We start from the raw sequence: 15,928 nt of genomic DNA on the forward strand, positions 1-15,928 counted from the left end.
ATTCTTTGCTATAAGGATTTCAGTTTTGCCCACACCGTTTCATCAACAGGAATGCCATTGGCTTTGTTGTCGGCTAGGATAGTCGTAAATTCATGCCCTGGTAGGCGTACAGCGACATCGGGATCGGAACGTTCTGCGGTTTTGACGTAATCCATAATGCGTTGTAGTTTTTCATCTTTTGTTTTGCCATCAATTAAGCGATCAACTTCGATGGCAATGAACACTTGAGAAACACAATATTCATCATCTTTGTCTTCTGTTACCGCAGCAGTTGAAAGCCCGTTTGAGAGTAAGGTTGCAATCATATCGAGTACAATTGACAGCCCCGAACCTTTCCAGAATCCCATTGGTAATAAACGACGATTACGTTCAACGGTAGCAGGATCACGGGTTAAATTACCGTCATCATCAAACCCCGCATCGACCAGCGTTTGGCGACCTGCAAGACGGTGTACTTCCAACATACCGTAAGAGTACATTGAGCAAGACATATCAACCATCGTAATTGGATTACTTGGTACCGCAATGATCAGTGGATTGGTTCCAATACGGCACTCTTTTGCCCCCCAAGGCGGCATTACCGCTAAGGCATTGGTCCAGCAAATGCCAATGTAACCTTTCTCCGCTGCTTGCCAGCCATAACCACCGCCACGCATCCAGTGATTCGCATTTTTTAAGGCAACGACACCAATCCCAAACTGATCTGCAATTTCCATCGCTCTATTCATCATTTTTTGAGCGGTTAAATTACCAATGGCTTGATGAGCATCCCATTGCTCAATTGCTCCTAATGAGAGCACTTTGGAAGGCTCTGCTTCTGGTACAATATCGCCATTTTCGAGTTGTTGAATAAAACGTGGAAAACGGTTCACTCCATGTGAATAAGCGCCTGCTTGGGTGGTATCGGCAAATAGTGCTGCACAATCTTCGGCAATATCTTCGCGTACATTGCGATCAAGTAATGCTCGTTTAAATTCAGCTTTTAAATCAGCGTAAGAAACTCTCATAGCTGCTCCTTGTGATTAATGTTTCAAATAGTAAAATGATGTTTCATAAATTACGCTTAGTATAAAATAAAGTCAATGAAACGAGGGAAATTTAACTCTTTATTAATCAATAGGTTATTTGTAAATTGTTAGTTTTGTGAGCAAGATCACAAATTTTTGGAATTTTATTTCATAATATGGAATAAAATTGAAGTGAAATAGAAGTAGATAAACTGAGCCTAGGAGAACTCGTATGTCGGAAAAAAATGGTGGTAACCAAAGTCTTATTCGGGGACTGCGTTTGTTGGAACTGCTTAGTCAGTTTCCTAATGGCTGTCCATTGGCACAGCTATCTGAGCTTTCAGGCTTAAATAAGAGTACAGCACACCGCTTATTACAAGGCTTACAGAACGAAGGTTATGTTCAACCTGCAAGTACCTCAGGTAGTTATCGCCTGACTACAAAATGCTTAAGTTTAGGGCAAAAAACACTCTCTTCACTGAATATCATCAATGTTGCCGCCCCGCATTTAGAAAAACTCAATTTGAAATTAGGCGAAACCGTCAATTTTTCTAAGCGAGAGCAAGATCACGCCATTATGATTTATAAACTAGAGCCTACAACAGGCATGATGAAAACCCGGGCTTATATTGGGCAACATTTGAAACTGTATTGCTCAGCGATGGGGAAAATTTATCTCGCGTATGAAGAGAATAGTGAGTATCTCAACAATTATTGGCAAACACACCGCAACACGATCGAGCAGCTCACCCCAAATACGGTGACAGACTTAGCGATGATGGAAAAAGAGTTGTCAGAAATCCGCCAAGAACAATTCGCCATGGATAGAGAAGAAAATGAGTTGGGGGTTGTTTGTATTGCAGCCCCCGTATTTGATTATCTCAACAAGGTGGATTATGCCATTTCGGTATCCATGTCAATTTACAAACTACAACGCCAAGGTATTCAGTTTTTCTTAGATGAAATTAAACAAGCGGCAAAAAATATTTCAAAAGAACTGGGTTATGTTTTACCACAGGAAGAAAGCCACGAAGAGAAAATATCAGGCTAATATAATCTCCAATCCTTTTGTTTTTAGCAACGCAATAATCTCGGGATCGGCTTCTTTACCTGTAATCAACACATCAATGTGCTGAATATCGCTAAACAACATGCCTGCTTGTTTACCGAGTTTGGTGCTGTCGAGTAGCACAACTAATTTACCGATGCGAGAGAGCATACGTTGCTCGGAATTGGCGATCAGCATATCGGTTTTGTACAGCCCATCTGTGGTCAGCCCTTTGCCACTGGTGAACATCACATCGGCGGCATATATTGCTTCCGCATTCGTGTTGAGTGACAGCATAATGGCTTGGTTTTTGTTGTATTGCCCGCCCATAATTACCACGTCGTTGTGGTCGTGTTCAATCAGATAATTCGCAAGCGGCAGAAAGTTCGTCATAATTTGCACATTGTGACCACACAGACTACTGCCGAGCATCAGCATCGTTGAGCCACACGTGAGAATCACGCTTTCGCCATCTTGACAAAGCTGGGCTGCTGCTTCAGCAATCCGCTGTTTTTCATCGGCATTGTTGATGCTGTTCGTCACAGCAATAGGGCGTGGACGGAAAGGCTTTTCTTCCACGGCCTCTGCTCCGTTTCGGACTTTTTTCAGTCTGCCTTGCTCGTTCAATTTGGTGATATCACGGCGAGCGGTGGCGGGTGAAATATTCAACAAGGTGATAATTTCTTGTGTCGAAAGGGCTTTGCGTTCTGCTAATAAATTGAGTAATTGTCGATGCCTGTAATTTTCGTTCATTATTTTTGAGCTAAATTTGTTAAAAATGATTGGAATCTATTCTATCAATAATGAACCGATAAGCCACGCAAATTTGCGTTCAAACAAGCGGTCACTATTTGCAAAACGTTTGCGAAAAGTGACCGCTTGTTATGCCGTCACAACATAGATTTGAATTGGATATTCGGCTCCTGCTCGAAGCAATCGTCAAAACCACGTGGGTGGTGATATTCAATCAAATCTTTATCTTGTGGATAAACGTACTTGCCGCCGACTTCCCAAATGAATGGGTGGAATTTATATTGCAAACGGTCTTTACGCATTTTCCAAAGCTGAATAATCTCATCGGTGCTTGCCATAAAGTTAGTCCAGATGTCGTGATGCACAGGGATGATCACTTTACAACGTAAACATTCCGCCATACGTAGTAAATCAACCGAGGTCATTTTGTCTGCGATACCAACTGGGTTTTCACCGTAGTTGTTTAATGCGACATCAATATCAAACTGCTTACCGTGTTTAGCAAATTGAATTGAATAGTGGGAATCAGCACCGTGATAAATGTTACCGCCTGGGGTTTTGAACACATAGTTCACTGCTTTGCGGCCCATTTCTTCATCAGACGGGCAAAGACCGGCTAGTTCGCCACCTTGTTCTTCTGCTCCTTCCACTGGTAGCGTCACTAAACACGTGCGGTCGAACGAGTCAAGAGCGTGAATTTCCACGTCTTTCAATTTCACCACATCACCTGGTTTGACGATGATGATACGTTCTTCAGGCACCCCCCATTTTTTCCAAAGTTCAGCACAGTGCCAAGGTCCCACAAATTTCACATGGTCAAGTTTTGGATTGTTCACAATCGCTGCCGCCACATTCACATCAATATGGTCACTGTGATAGTGAGACGCTAAGATAAAGTCCACTTCATTGATGGCAAATGGGTCAAGTACCATTGGCTGTGCACGCAAGTTCGGCTGTAATTTACGCACGCCTGCCATATTTGCCATTTGGTGACCACGCACCATATCTTTTACTTTTTTAGTGGATTTACCACGACCGCACCATAAATCCATGCAGATGTTGGCTCCCGCTGGGGTTTTGATCCACACCCCTACACAGCCTAGCCACCACATTGCGAAGTTGCCTTCTGGCACGACTTCATTTTCAATTTCTTCGTTTAACCAAGTCCCCCACTCTGGGAAAGTAGAAAGAATCCAGCTCTCGCGAGTAATTTCACTGATTTTGCTCATTGCCAACTCCTAAGTTGTTGCATTAAATAATCATAAGTAATCATATATAATCATTATATTTATCTCAACAGCCAAATGTGAAAACTGTGATCTAGATCTAATTTTTTATTTGTGTATCTGTTTTGGCATTGATTTGCAAAATATTCTGCGGATCTGACCGCTTGTGTATGCATTTTGCTCATCTTTACAAAATAAAATGTGAAGTTGCTCACAAATAATCAAATTAAATCTTTTTTAATCTTTTTGAGCTGTTATGATTTGCTCCGATTAAATTCCATTTTATGGATTATCATTTTCAATATGGTAGGGTGTTTCATCACCCTTTTCGTAAAAAATCGATCAAAATAAGAGGTACTCTTATGGAAATGCTCACCGATGTGCTGGTCTTTATTAAAGATCAGGTATTGAACAAAGCCCCATTTTTGCTTGGTATTGTGGCTTGTATTGGTTACATTCTACTTAAAAAAGATACAACAACTGTGATTAAAGGTACGATCAAAACCATTGTGGGTTTTATGATCGTACAAGCAGGATCAGGCTTCTTGGTGTCAAACTTCAAACCTGTCATTGAAGGTTTATCAAAATTCCATAATTTAACCGGTGCGGTTATCGACCCATACACCAGTATGCAAGCCACCATTCAAACGATGGCGGACAACTATGCGTGGGTCGGTTATGCGGTGATTGGGGCGTTGTTCTTAAATATTTTACTTGTTGTATTTAGACGCTTTACGGGAATTCGTACCATTATGCTTACGGGGCATATTATGTTCCAACAAGCAGGCTTGGTGGCGGTGTTCTATATGATCATCGGTGCATCAATGTGGGAAACCATTATTTATACCTCCGTGTTAATGGCACTTTATTGGGGGATTTCTTCTAACATTATGTATAAACCAACCCAAGCGGTTACTGGTGGTGCAGGTTTCTCAATCGGTCACCAACAACAAATCGCCTCTTGGATTGCGGTTAAACTTGCCCCAAAACTTGGGGACAAAACGGACAGTGTGGACAATATGAAGTTGCCAAAATGGTTGCATATTTTCCATGACAGTATTTCTGCAACTGCACTTGTGATGACCATTTTCTTTGGCATCATCTTGCTGTCATTCGGTTTAGAAAACCTACAAACCATGGCAGGCAAAACACACTGGTTTATGTATATTCTTGAAATGGGCTTAAAATTTGCCGTAGCCATTCAAATTATTGTCACTGGCGTGCGGATGTTCGTGGCGGAGCTTTCCGAAGCTTTCAAAGGGATTTCTGAACGCGTCATCCCAAATTCTGTGCTTGCGATTGACTGTGCGGCAATTTATGCTTTCTCACCAAATGCGATGGTATTCGGTTTTATGTGGGGGGCGATTGGTCAATTCGTGGCAGTCGGTATCTTGCTTGGCTTTAGCTCGCCAATTCTGATTATTCCAGGCTTCATTCCAATGTTCTTCTCAAACGCCACAATTGGGGTGTTCGCCAACCAATTCGGTGGTTGGAAAGCGGTCATGAAAATCTGTTTTGTGATGGGGATCATCGAAGTATTAGGTTCAGCTTGGGTCATCCAAATGCTTGCCAGCCAAGGTACGGTATTTAACGGCTGGATGGGGATGGCAGACTGGGCATTGTTCTTCCCACCAATTTTACAAGGTATCATCAGCGTACCGGGTTTCTTCTTCGTGATTCTAGGTTTAGCAATGGTGTATATGGCATTTGCTTCTAAACAATTGCGTGCTGAAGAAGCAGAAGCTGCAGCAAAAGGCTTAACCCTTGAGCAGTTAGACGGCTACGGTTTAGACGAAGTAGTAGAGCCTGCGGAGGTTGCAAAAGTGTCGCCAGAAGTGACCGCTTGCAGTAATGAAAATGTTAAGCCAATCCGTATCTTAGCAGTATGTGGCTCTGGCCAAGGTTCATCCATGATGATGAAAATGAAGATCAAAGGCTATCTCGACAAACACGGCGTACCAAACATTATGGACTCTTGTGCGGTAACTGACTATAAAGGCAAACTGAACGAAGTGGACATTATTGTTTCTTCTCGCCACCTTGCAGGTGAAATTGAAGTGGGCGAAGGCAAATCCGTGCTAGGTGTCCAAAATATGCTTAACCCGAACTCATTCGGCGAAGAATTAATTGCCTTGATTAAAAAACATCAACAGCAATAATGTCAAAATAGATTGGGGCGTGCTGCACGCCCCTAAACATTAAGGATAGAAAAATGAATTTAAAACAAGCCCTTATTGATAACAACTCGATTAAATTGCATCAGTCGGCAAGCAACTGGCAAGAAGCGATTAAAATCGGCACGGATATGCTGATTGCCTCAGGTGCCGTTGAACCACGTTACTATGACACCATTATTCGCTGCATTAACGAAATGGGGCCTTACATTATTCTTGCTCCTGGTTTGGCAATGCCACACGCTCGCCCAGAAGACGGCGTAAACCGTACTGCTTTTGCTCTCGTCACGCTAAAAGAACCCGTTTATTTTGATGGCGAAGACGAACCTGTAGATGTGTTTATCACCTTAGCAGGCAGCGACTCTGATCAACATATGCAAGGCTTGATGGAAATCACCCAAGTGCTTGATGACCCCGATAGCGACACAGGCGTTGATCTTGATAAAATCCGCCGTTGCCAAACCGCCGAAGACGTCTATGCCGTGATTGATGCGGTGCTTGGCTAAACAAGCGGTCAGATTCTCCCAACATTTTGCAAATTTATCGTAAAAGGACAACACTATGGCAAAACCAGCATTACAAATTGCACTTGATTCATTAAGTTTAGAAAAAGCCGTGGCTGATGCAAAACAAGCAGAAAGCGTGGTCGAAATCATTGAAGTTGGCACGATTTTAGCCTTTGCCGAAGGAATGAAAGCCGTCAGCACTTTGCGGGCTTTACACCCAAATCATGTTATCGTGTGCGATCTGAAGACCACGGATGGCGGAGCAATTCTTGCTAAAATGGCATTTGAAGCCGGTGCCGACTGGCTCACCGTTTCTGCTGCGGCTCACCCAGCGACCAAAGCGGCGTGTAAAAAAGTGGCAGACGATTTCAATGCCGCTCATGCAGAACTCAAAGTAAAAAAAGAGATCCAAATCGAAATCTACGGCAACTGGACCTTCGAAGATGCGAAAGAGTGGGTCGATTTAGGCGTAACTCAAGCGATTTATCACCGCTCCCGTGATGCCGAACTTGCAGGTAAAGGCTGGACAGACGAAGACATTGAAAAAATGAAACGCCTAGAAGAAATCGGCTTAGAACTCTCTATCACTGGCGGCATCGTGCCAGAAGATATTCACCTGTTTAAAGAAATCAAAAATGCCAAAGTGTTTATCGCAGGTCGTGCCTTAGTCGGCGAAAAAGGTAAAGCGACCGCTGATGCCATTCGTGCAGAAATCGACAAATACTGGGCGTAAAGTTCCTAAGAAAACCGACCGCTTGTATCGCGACAAGCGGTCAGTTCCTTCCAATTTTTTGCAAATATGACTTTTCCAAGCATGTGCTAGAAAATGAGATACCATAATTTCTTTGAATAAAAAGAGAGCGATAAAAAATATTATTAGAAATATTTTTTAAAAGCCGTCGCTGTTTTTATGCCTTGAAGGCTTCAAGTAAAGTATCGCAAATATGATTTTCTACACTCGAGTAATTATTCTTTTTTAATCGGCATAGCGTCACTCTCCAAGGGATAGGATCTTTTATTCTTCGACATACAAAGTTGTTGGTAAGATATTGTTCTCCTGTTGGCAACGGAAGTAGTGTTAATAAATTTTTATTTGATTTTGCTGAGTGAAATAAAAAGTCCCAAGAACTCGATTCAAATATTATTGAAGGGTAAATGTGATGCCGTTCAAATGCTTCTTTTAATTGATGGTAAATCATAAATGTTTTATCAAAAATAATAACGTTTTCATTGTGTAAGTCTTGCCAGTTAATTATTGATTTTTTGGCGAGTTTATGCTCTGAAGAGAGAAAGGCAGCTAGTTCAGAGCGATATATTTCAAATGAATCTATGACGTTTTGTGGAATACCCTCTGGGTATAATAAAACCGCAAAGTCAATGTTTTTTAAAAGTAATTCATTTCTTAAGGAATATGCTCCTTGTTCTATAATTGAAAAATTAATAGTAGGATTATCAAAAATTATTTTTGGCATTATTTTAGGAAATAATACAGATAAGATAAGAGGGGGAATGCCAATAGAAATGTGACCTGTTATTGTTTTTTCTAGACTATGTAAGTTTTTATTCATCTCATTGTACTTCTTAATCACATCTTTTGCATCATTGTAGTAATTTTCTCCAGCGTAAGTTAATCCTACAATTTTACCTTGTGAACGTTTAAATATTTGAATGGATTCTCGGGTTTCAAATTCACTTATCATCATGCTTAAAGCAGGTTGAGAAATATAAAGATTTTGAGACGTTCTGCTTAAATTGAAGTTATTTTCCACAATGGCAACAAAATAGCGTAAATGCTTTATATCCATTTTATTTATCTCCATTCCTTCGTTATAAACTTATTAATAGATTATTGATCATTGTATACCTGACGCCCTATAAGTATAGCTTATATGTGAATAAAAAATAAGTATTTCAGATTATGAATTTTTATTGTTACTCTCTTGTGTAAATAGGTAGTGAATTGGTGTTCTGTTATAAATATGTAAATAATTTTTCAATTGTTAATTGATAATTACATTTTATTAAATTGAATTGTTATTGGTATTTAACTATTCACTTTTATGGACGCTGTTTTTATAAAATTAATTTATATAACAACCACTGGAGGGACGCTATGTCTAAAGTCATTGCAATTACAGAAATAAAAAAACATTTATTTGATGGGATGACCATTCTATTTGGTGGATTCATGGGGGTGGGGACACCATCTCGATTAATCCAGGCTATTTTGGATTCGAAGGTAAAGGATCTTACTATTATTGGTAATGATACGGCATTTATTGATACAGGAGTCGGGCCATTGATATCCAATAAGCGTGTAAAAAAAGTGATTGCATCTCATATTGGGACAAATGCAGAAACAGGTAGACAAATGATCGCTGGCGAAATTGAAGTGGAGTTAGTTCCACAGGGTACATTGATTGAGCGGATACGTGCAGGCGGTGCTGGTTTAGGTGGTATTCTCACACCGACAGGGGTTGGGACCATTGTAGAAAAAGGTAAGCAAGTAATTGAACTGGATAGTAAAAAGTATCTTATTGAACGTCCTATCCGAGCTGATATTGCCATTATAGGAGCACATCTTGCCGATAAAAAAGGTAATTTAACTTATCAACTTACAACTCGTAATTTTAACCCAATAATAGCCTTTGCTGCGGATAGAACCTTTGTTGAACCTGATGAAATCGTAGAAGTTGGCACAATAGATCCAAATCATGTTATGACGCCAGCTGCAGTAATTGATTACATTATTTTACCCGAGGAACATTAATATGAACGCAAAAGAAATAATTGCTCGCAGAGTTGCATTAGAGCTTAAGGATGGAGATGTGGTGAATCTAGGTATTGGTTTACCAACTCAAGTTGCTAATTATCTCCCTGAAGGCATTGATATTACATTGCAATCGGAAAACGGCTTTCTTGGTTTAGGCCCAGTTATTGATATTGATCCTAATCTTGTGAATGCAGGGGGACAACCTTGCGGAATGGTGCCAGGAGCAGCAATGTTTGATAGTGCAACTTCATTTATGCTTATTCGTGGTGGACACGTTGATGCCTGTGTATTAGGGGGGTTGCAGGTAGATGAGGAGGCAAATCTGGCTAACTGGATGATCCCGGGAAAAATGGTCCCTGGTATGGGAGGTGCCATGGATCTGGTAACAGGGGCGAAGAAAGTGATTATTGCAATGGAACATTGTGCAAAAGATGGCTCATCTAAAGTACTAAAACGCTGTACTTTACCACTTACTGCCGTAAATGCAGTTCACATGCTTGTGACAGAATTAGCGGTATTTGAGTTTATTAATGGCAAACTTCACTTAATGGAAATTGCGGAAGGTTATTCTATTGATGATGTTATCAGTAAAACTGAAGCGGAGTTTGTGGTTTCTTCATCAGTAAGAACAATGCCGTTAGCATAATAGGAGGGTAATATGATAAGTGCTATTTCTCGAGGAATGACACGTCTTGTCAGTCGCTATCTTCCAGATCCTCTTATTTTTGCAGTTCTGCTTACGATTATTACTTTTGTAGTTGGGGTATCACTCACAGAAACAACACCTATACAGATGGTGAAATATTGGGGAGATGGTTTCTGGAACTTACTTGGTTTTGGTATGCAGATGTCATTAATCGTGGTTACTGGACATGCTCTCGCTAGCTCACCGCCAGTTAAACATGTACTGAGAACAGTTGCGTCTCTTGCTAAAACACCTACACAAGGTGTGATGCTTGTGACTTTCTTTGGTTCCATTGCATGTGTTATCAACTGGGGATTTGGTTTAGTGGTAGGGGCAATGTTCGCGCGCGAGGTGGCTCGCCGAGTGAAAGGATCGGATTATCCTCTACTGATCGCATGTGCATATATTGGTTTTATGACATGGGGAGGTGGATTATCAGGTTCAATGCCACTATTAGCGGCGACACCAGGCAACCCAGTAGAACATATTGCAGGACTCATTCCAATCCAAGATACGTTGCTCACAGGTTTTAATCTGTTTATTACTATTGGGTTAGTTGTTGTCCTTCCTTTTCTGACCAAAATGATGGTACCAAAATCAACTGATGTAGTGATGATTGATCCAGAGCTACTAAAAGAAGAAGCAAACTATCAAAAATCTTTGACAGAAAATGCCCCGCCGTCAGAAAAATTAGAAGAAAGTCGTCTTTTAACTTGGATCATCGCAGTATTCGGTATTGGTTATCTAGTGATGTATTTTATGGATAAAGGCTTCAACATTACCATCAATACGGTGAATCTGATTTTCTTAATTGCAGGTATCATTCTTCACAAAACACCTATGGCGTATATGCGAGCTGTCAAAGCGGCCGCAGGTAGTACTGCGGGAATCTTAATTCAGTTCCCATTCTATGCGGGTATTCAGCTAATGATGGAGCATTCTGGTTTAGGTGGCTTGATTACAGAATTCTTTATCAATGTATCAAGTAAAGAAACTTTTCCTCTGATGACATTCTTTAGCTCAGCGTTTATTAACTTTGCAGTACCCTCAGGTGGTGGGCACTGGGTAATTCAAGGACCATATGTATTAGCTGCAGCACAAGCATTAGATGCTGATTTAGGGAAGTCTGTAATGGCCATTGCTTATGGAGAGCAATGGATGAATATGGCACAACCATTCTGGGCATTACCTGCACTTGCTATTGCAGGACTCGGAGTGAGAGATATTATGGGGTACTGTATGACGGCCCTCATATTTACCAGCGTGATCTTTATTGTCGGATTAACATTATTTTAAGAGGAAATTAAGTATGAAAAATATAGTTATTGCGAGTGCTGTTCGCACTGCGATCGGAAGTTTCGGTGGCTCTCTTTCAACCGTTGAGGCTGTTGAATTAGGTTCAGCTGTAATCAAAGGCACCATTGAGAAGTCAGGCGTTGATATTCAGTTGATTGATGAAGTCATTATGGGTAATGTCTTGCAAGCAGGATTAGGGCAAAACCCTGCGAGACAAGCATCACTACGTAGTGGAATTGCACAAAACGTAAGTGCATTTACGGTTAATAAAGTATGCGGGTCTGGTTTAAAGAGTGTGGCATTAGCCGCTCAGGCGATCCGAGCGGGCGATGCTAAGATCATTATTGCTGGTGGTATGGAAAACATGAGCCAAGCACCTTATTTACTTGATTCCAAATCAAGATGGGGATATCGATTAGGTAATGGCTCTGTCGATGATGTTATTTTAAAAGATGGCTTAATTTGTGCGGAAAACCATTACCATATGGGGATTACGGCGGAGAATGTAGCCAAAAAATACGGTATCACACGAGAACAGCAAGATCAATTAGCTTTCGAATCTCAAAGAAAAGCGTTTGCTGCGATGGATTCAGGAGCATTTGACAAAGAAATTATACCAATAGTTGTGAAATCTCGAAAAAAAGAAATTGTATTTAATATTGATGAATTTCCAAAACCAGATTGTAGTTTAGAAGCTCTTGCTAATTTGAGACCTGCTTTTGATAAGGCTGGCACGGTTACTGCGGGGAATGCATCAGGAATTAATGATGGTGCTGCGGCATTGTTAATTGTTGAAGAAGATTTTGCGAAGGCATTGGGTTTACCAATTCTTGCTCGAATTAAAGGTTATGCCACGGGTGGTGTTGCCCCAGATATTATGGGAATGGGGCCTGTGCCAGCAACACAAAAAGTGTTAGAAAAAACGGGGCTTAAGTTGAGCGATATTGATCTAATTGAAGCAAATGAAGCTTTTGCCGCCCAATTTCTCGCAGTTGGAAAAGAGTTAGGTTTTGATGAGGAAAAAGTCAATGTCAATGGTGGTGCGATTGCATTAGGGCACCCTATTGGAGCTAGTGGTGCAAGAATCCTAGTGACATTACTACATGCGTTGCAGGCAAGAAATAAGACATTGGGGCTTGCTACTTTATGTATCGGTGGTGGACAAGGTATTGCAATGGTCATTGAACGAATTTAATGCAATATAAATTCGGATTTCTAATTAAGAAGCCATCGTGTGTGGTTTGACATTAAAAACGTGCTTATTAGCATCAATCAAAGCCACCTTCATAGAAGGTGGCTTATTTACGAACAACATTCACCACACCATTGATCGCACTTAGCTTGCGTAATAACGTATTTAAGTGAGCCAGATCAATAATACTCACCCTGATGCACACTTGATACACTCCGCCCGCTCTTGCTTCACTTTGAATGCTCAGAATATTGCTACGCTGCTTGGCAACGGTACGAGTAATGTCGGCAAGCACGCCTTGCTGGTTAAGAATATCAATACAGATCTCGGTTTCAAATTCAATCGCTCTATCTTTGGCAATTTCCCAGCTAACAGGGAGATAGTGGCGTTGATCGGTAAGATGATCTTGTACATTTCGGCAGCAGACATTATGAATTGTCAGCCCTTTTCCTGAACTGATATGAGCAATAATGTCATCACCAGGCACAGGTAAACAGCATCTTGCAAAGCTGATGAGGCTACTATCCACCCCTTGAATTGTCAGTGATTGGTTATTCTCTGGATTGCCGTCCGTGTCGATTTCTAATTTTTGCCCTGATAAACGTTGTGCAACAACGCCACTGATTTGATTGCCTAACCCAATTTCGGCGAGTAAGTCATCAAACGTAGGAAGTTTCAGTTCGTCTAATACTTTTTGTTGTACAAGCGGGTCGATTTGCTCAAAATTTTGCGAATTGAGTGATAACAATAATTGACGTCTTCCCAAAGAAATCGCTTCGGTACGTTCTTGGCGTTTTAATGTGTTTCTAATGCAGGAGCGGGCTTTTGCCGTGACGACAAAGTTCAGCCATAGGGCATTTAACCGAATGGAGTCGGCGGTTTGAATTTCAATGGTTTGCCCTGACTGGAGGGGCTGTGAAAGTGGGTATGGATTGTGATCTACCACGGCGCCAATGCAGCGGTCGCCTACATCGGTATGTACCGCATAAGCAAAATCGACCGCGGTGGCATTGGCTGGCAGTTGTACAATCCTGCCTTTTGGTGTGAAGACATAAATGTCGCTAGAGAACAGATCGGATTTTACATTCTCAATAAATTCAACCGAATTACCTGCACTTTGTTGCATTTCAACGATGCTTTTCAGCCATTGTTGGGTGCGAAGTTGTACATTGGTCGCATCTTGATCTTTATATCCCCAGTGAGCAACGACACCCAGCCGTGCTTGTTGATCCATTTCTTCAGTACGAATCAGTACATCGACAGGCACGCCTTTAGGGCCGATCATTGACGTGTGCAATGATTGGTAGCCATTAGTTTTTGGTACCGCAATATAATCTTTTACTTGAAATGGACGAGGTTTATACAAGCTGTGCATTTGTCCTAAAACCCGGTAACAGCTATCGACAGAATCCACGACCACACGGAAAGAATAAATATCTAAAATTGAATTAAAATGCTGTGCTTTTTCCCGCATTTTCAGGTAAAGATAATAGAGCGGGCGTTCTTTGCCGTAAACACGAGCAGCGATTCCCACTTCATCTAAACGGGCTTGAATATCTTGTTTGATCTGCTTGATTAAGCTCTGCAGGTTTCCCCGAGCGGTTTCAACCGCTTTTTTAATAACCTCATAACGATAAGGATACATCGCTTTAAAGCAGAGATCTTCTAACTCATTTTTAAGCGATTCCATCCCTAATCGGTGGGCAAGCGGGGTGTAAATTTCGAGTGTTTCTTTAGCAATTCGTTGACGCTTGTCTGGACGCAACGCCCCTAACGTTTGCATATTGTGCGTGCGGTCAGCCAGTTTGATAAGTACCACTCGAATGTCTTTGGTCATTGCCAAGATCATTTTGCGGAAATTTTCGACTTGAGCTTCTTGACGGGTACGGAATTTGAGTTTATCTAATTTTGAAACGCCTTGAACAATCTCCGCCGTGCTTTGCCCAAATTCATTGGCGAGCTGTTCTTCTGTATAAGGCGTATCTTCAATGACATCGTGCAACAATGCAGCCATAACGGCTTCATGATCGAGCCGCATTTCCGCAATAATGCAGGCTACTGCCACAGGGTGAGTGATGTAAGGCTCGCCACTTGAACGAAATTGCCCTTCGTGAGCATCTCGGGCAACCACAAAGGCACGTTCGATTTGTGCAATTTGTTCTGCAGGCAAATACGCCTGAATAATGGCATTAAGACTCTCAAAATACTGCATATTTGCCCCCTTGCTGCTCGACATCAAAACTATATCAAATACTCACCTTAGAATAGAGACAAAAATGGACAACCCAATTTGCAAAATAATCAGCGAATCTGACCGCTTGCAACGGCGTTGTCCATTCAAAAATTATGAATTTGCTTGAACATCAGCAAGGAATGAAATGGCTTCTTTTTCGGCAATTTCTTGGCGAAGCATTTCAATGTTTTCTTGCTGATCCATAATTTGATTGTTGATCAAGCCTTCTTCAATCTCACGCAACGCAATCACGGTTGGTTTATCGCCTTCTTCGGCAACCAACGGGTCACGCGTGTGAAGCTGTAATTGTCTTGCACGGCGAGCTGCCGTTAAAATTAAATCAAAGCGGTTGCCAATTTTATCTACTGCGTCTTGAACCGTTACACGAGCCATTGTTTACTCCAAATGTTGCAAAATTTTCAGATTCTAAAAGGGTAGGAATTATACAGAAGATCCCGCAGTCTTACAATAACCCTAAGACGAGAAGCCACGGATAACAAGCGGTCAGATTTCTCACATTTTTTGCAAAAAAAGTTCTGCCCTTAAGTTTTTGTTAAGATTTATTGTGTTTAATACGTACCAACGACGGCAAGCTGCTTTCGTTATCTTGAAAAATTTTAACCATACACTCGGAGTAATTTATGAAAAACGTTATGTTAATCACATCACTTTTAGCCGTTTCTACCGTCGCAGCTGCAAAAGGCGGATTCCAAGATGGCAATCACCATAAAGGGGGTAAAGGCGAGCACGTTCAGCAAGGCTTTGTGGATGAAAGCCGTATGGTAAAAAGTGTTAGCGAGGCGCTAAAAGCAGACGACTACACACCTGTCTTATTAGTTGGTTCTATTGTGAAGCAAATTGATAGCGATGAATTCATCTTTAAAGACAGTACAGGCGAAGTGCAAATTGATGTGAAAAAACGTGCCTGGGGCGGACAAACCATTACCCCGCAAGACACCATTGAGATTCAAGGGAAAGTGGATAAAGAATGGTCACAAACCGAAATTGATGTGCATCGTGTCACGAAAAAATAAT

16 protein-coding genes are annotated in these 15,928 nt (G+C 41.3%); 10 read left to right on the forward strand and 6 right to left on the reverse strand.

Annotated elements, in window-relative coordinates:
* Positions 1 to 8 precede the first annotated feature (8 nt).
* Positions 9 to 1,007, reverse strand: coding sequence for a 3-dehydro-L-gulonate 2-dehydrogenase (gene yiaK, locus A4G17_RS03040; protein WP_123957308.1), 999 nt, complete (start codon positions 1,005 to 1,007; stop codon positions 9 to 11).
* Positions 1,008 to 1,239: 232 nt separating this feature from the next.
* On the opposite strand from yiaK, the gene A4G17_RS03045 reads away from it, so the two are divergent.
* Complete coding sequence (locus tag A4G17_RS03045) at positions 1,240 to 2,058, forward strand: IclR family transcriptional regulator (protein ID WP_123957307.1); 819 nt, start codon at positions 1,240 to 1,242, stop codon at positions 2,056 to 2,058.
* Here A4G17_RS03045 and ulaR read toward each other — a convergent pair.
* Positions 2,050 to 2,808 carry an HTH-type transcriptional regulator UlaR gene (ulaR, locus tag A4G17_RS03050; protein WP_123957306.1) on the reverse strand — a complete coding sequence of 253 codons (759 nt, stop codon included), beginning with the start codon at positions 2,806 to 2,808 and terminating at the stop codon, positions 2,050 to 2,052. The genes A4G17_RS03045 and ulaR overlap by 9 nt on opposite strands.
* A gap of 25 nt (positions 2,809 to 2,833) precedes the next feature.
* Here ulaR and A4G17_RS10345 point away from each other — a divergent pair, with 25 nt between their 5' ends.
* Positions 2,834 to 2,956 carry a hypothetical protein gene (locus A4G17_RS10345; protein ID WP_257792956.1) on the forward strand — a complete coding sequence of 41 codons (123 nt, stop codon included), beginning with the start codon at positions 2,834 to 2,836 and terminating at the stop codon, positions 2,954 to 2,956.
* Here the strand turns inward: A4G17_RS10345 and ulaG are convergent.
* On the reverse strand, positions 2,946 to 4,037 hold the full coding sequence (ulaG, locus tag A4G17_RS03055; RefSeq protein ID WP_123957305.1) for an L-ascorbate 6-phosphate lactonase: 1,092 nt from the start codon (positions 4,035 to 4,037) through the stop codon (positions 2,946 to 2,948). The genes A4G17_RS10345 and ulaG overlap by 11 nt on opposite strands.
* Positions 4,038 to 4,396: 359 nt before the next feature.
* On the opposite strand from ulaG, the gene A4G17_RS03060 reads away from it, so the two are divergent.
* Genes A4G17_RS03060 through A4G17_RS03070 form a run of 3 tightly spaced genes read left to right on the forward strand, consistent with a single transcriptional unit; the run spans position 4,397 to position 7,447 of the window.
* A complete protein-coding gene (locus tag A4G17_RS03060; protein ID WP_123957304.1) occupies positions 4,397 to 6,193 on the forward strand; it encodes a PTS ascorbate-specific subunit IIBC in 1,797 nt (598 codons plus the stop codon).
* 53 nt (positions 6,194 to 6,246) lie between these two features.
* Complete coding sequence (locus tag A4G17_RS03065; RefSeq protein ID WP_123957303.1) at positions 6,247 to 6,714, forward strand: PTS sugar transporter subunit IIA; 468 nt, start codon at positions 6,247 to 6,249, stop codon at positions 6,712 to 6,714.
* 55 nt (positions 6,715 to 6,769) lie between these two features.
* Positions 6,770 to 7,447, forward strand: coding sequence for a 3-keto-L-gulonate-6-phosphate decarboxylase UlaD (locus A4G17_RS03070; protein WP_123957302.1), 678 nt, complete (start codon positions 6,770 to 6,772; stop codon positions 7,445 to 7,447).
* A 175-nt stretch (positions 7,448 to 7,622) separates the two neighbouring features.
* On the opposite strand, the gene A4G17_RS03075 is transcribed toward A4G17_RS03070, so the two are convergent.
* Positions 7,623 to 8,519, reverse strand: coding sequence for a LysR family transcriptional regulator (locus A4G17_RS03075; RefSeq protein ID WP_123957301.1), 897 nt, complete (start codon positions 8,517 to 8,519; stop codon positions 7,623 to 7,625).
* 308 nt (positions 8,520 to 8,827) lie between these two features.
* Between A4G17_RS03075 and atoD the strand changes: the two genes are divergently transcribed.
* Genes atoD through A4G17_RS03095 form a run of 4 tightly spaced genes read left to right on the forward strand, consistent with a single transcriptional unit; the run spans position 8,828 to position 12,663 of the window.
* Positions 8,828 to 9,484, forward strand: coding sequence for an acetate CoA-transferase subunit alpha (atoD, locus tag A4G17_RS03080; protein ID WP_123957300.1), 657 nt, complete (start codon positions 8,828 to 8,830; stop codon positions 9,482 to 9,484).
* Position 9,485: 1 nt separating this feature from the next.
* Complete coding sequence (locus A4G17_RS03085; RefSeq protein WP_123957299.1) at positions 9,486 to 10,133, forward strand: 3-oxoacid CoA-transferase subunit B; 648 nt, start codon at positions 9,486 to 9,488, stop codon at positions 10,131 to 10,133.
* A 12-nt stretch (positions 10,134 to 10,145) separates the two neighbouring features.
* Positions 10,146 to 11,468, forward strand: a complete 1,323-nt coding sequence (locus tag A4G17_RS03090) for a TIGR00366 family protein (RefSeq protein WP_123957298.1) — start codon at positions 10,146 to 10,148, stop codon at positions 11,466 to 11,468.
* Positions 11,469 to 11,481: 13 nt separating this feature from the next.
* Entirely contained in the window at positions 11,482 to 12,663 is a 1,182-nt protein-coding gene (locus tag A4G17_RS03095) for an acetyl-CoA C-acetyltransferase (RefSeq protein ID WP_123957297.1), read from the forward strand.
* A gap of 103 nt (positions 12,664 to 12,766) precedes the next feature.
* Here the strand turns inward: A4G17_RS03095 and spoT are convergent, their stop codons facing one another.
* Positions 12,767 to 14,872 (reverse strand): bifunctional GTP diphosphokinase/guanosine-3',5'-bis pyrophosphate 3'-pyrophosphohydrolase, encoded by a 2,106-nt coding sequence (spoT, locus tag A4G17_RS03100; RefSeq protein ID WP_123957296.1) that lies wholly within the window; start codon positions 14,870 to 14,872, stop codon positions 12,767 to 12,769.
* 132 nt (positions 14,873 to 15,004) lie between these two features.
* Positions 15,005 to 15,286 carry a DNA-directed RNA polymerase subunit omega gene (gene rpoZ, locus A4G17_RS03105; protein ID WP_123957295.1) on the reverse strand — a complete coding sequence of 94 codons (282 nt, stop codon included), beginning with the start codon at positions 15,284 to 15,286 and terminating at the stop codon, positions 15,005 to 15,007.
* Positions 15,287 to 15,534: 248 nt separating this feature from the next.
* Between rpoZ and A4G17_RS03110 the strand changes: the two genes are divergently transcribed.
* Entirely contained in the window at positions 15,535 to 15,927 is a 393-nt protein-coding gene (locus A4G17_RS03110) for a YgiW/YdeI family stress tolerance OB fold protein (protein WP_123957294.1), read from the forward strand.
* The last annotated feature ends 1 nt before the right edge of the window (position 15,928 follow it).

The sequence above is a fragment of the Frederiksenia canicola genome, from assembly GCF_011455495.1.
Classification (GTDB): domain Bacteria; phylum Pseudomonadota; class Gammaproteobacteria; order Enterobacterales; family Pasteurellaceae; genus Frederiksenia; species Frederiksenia canicola.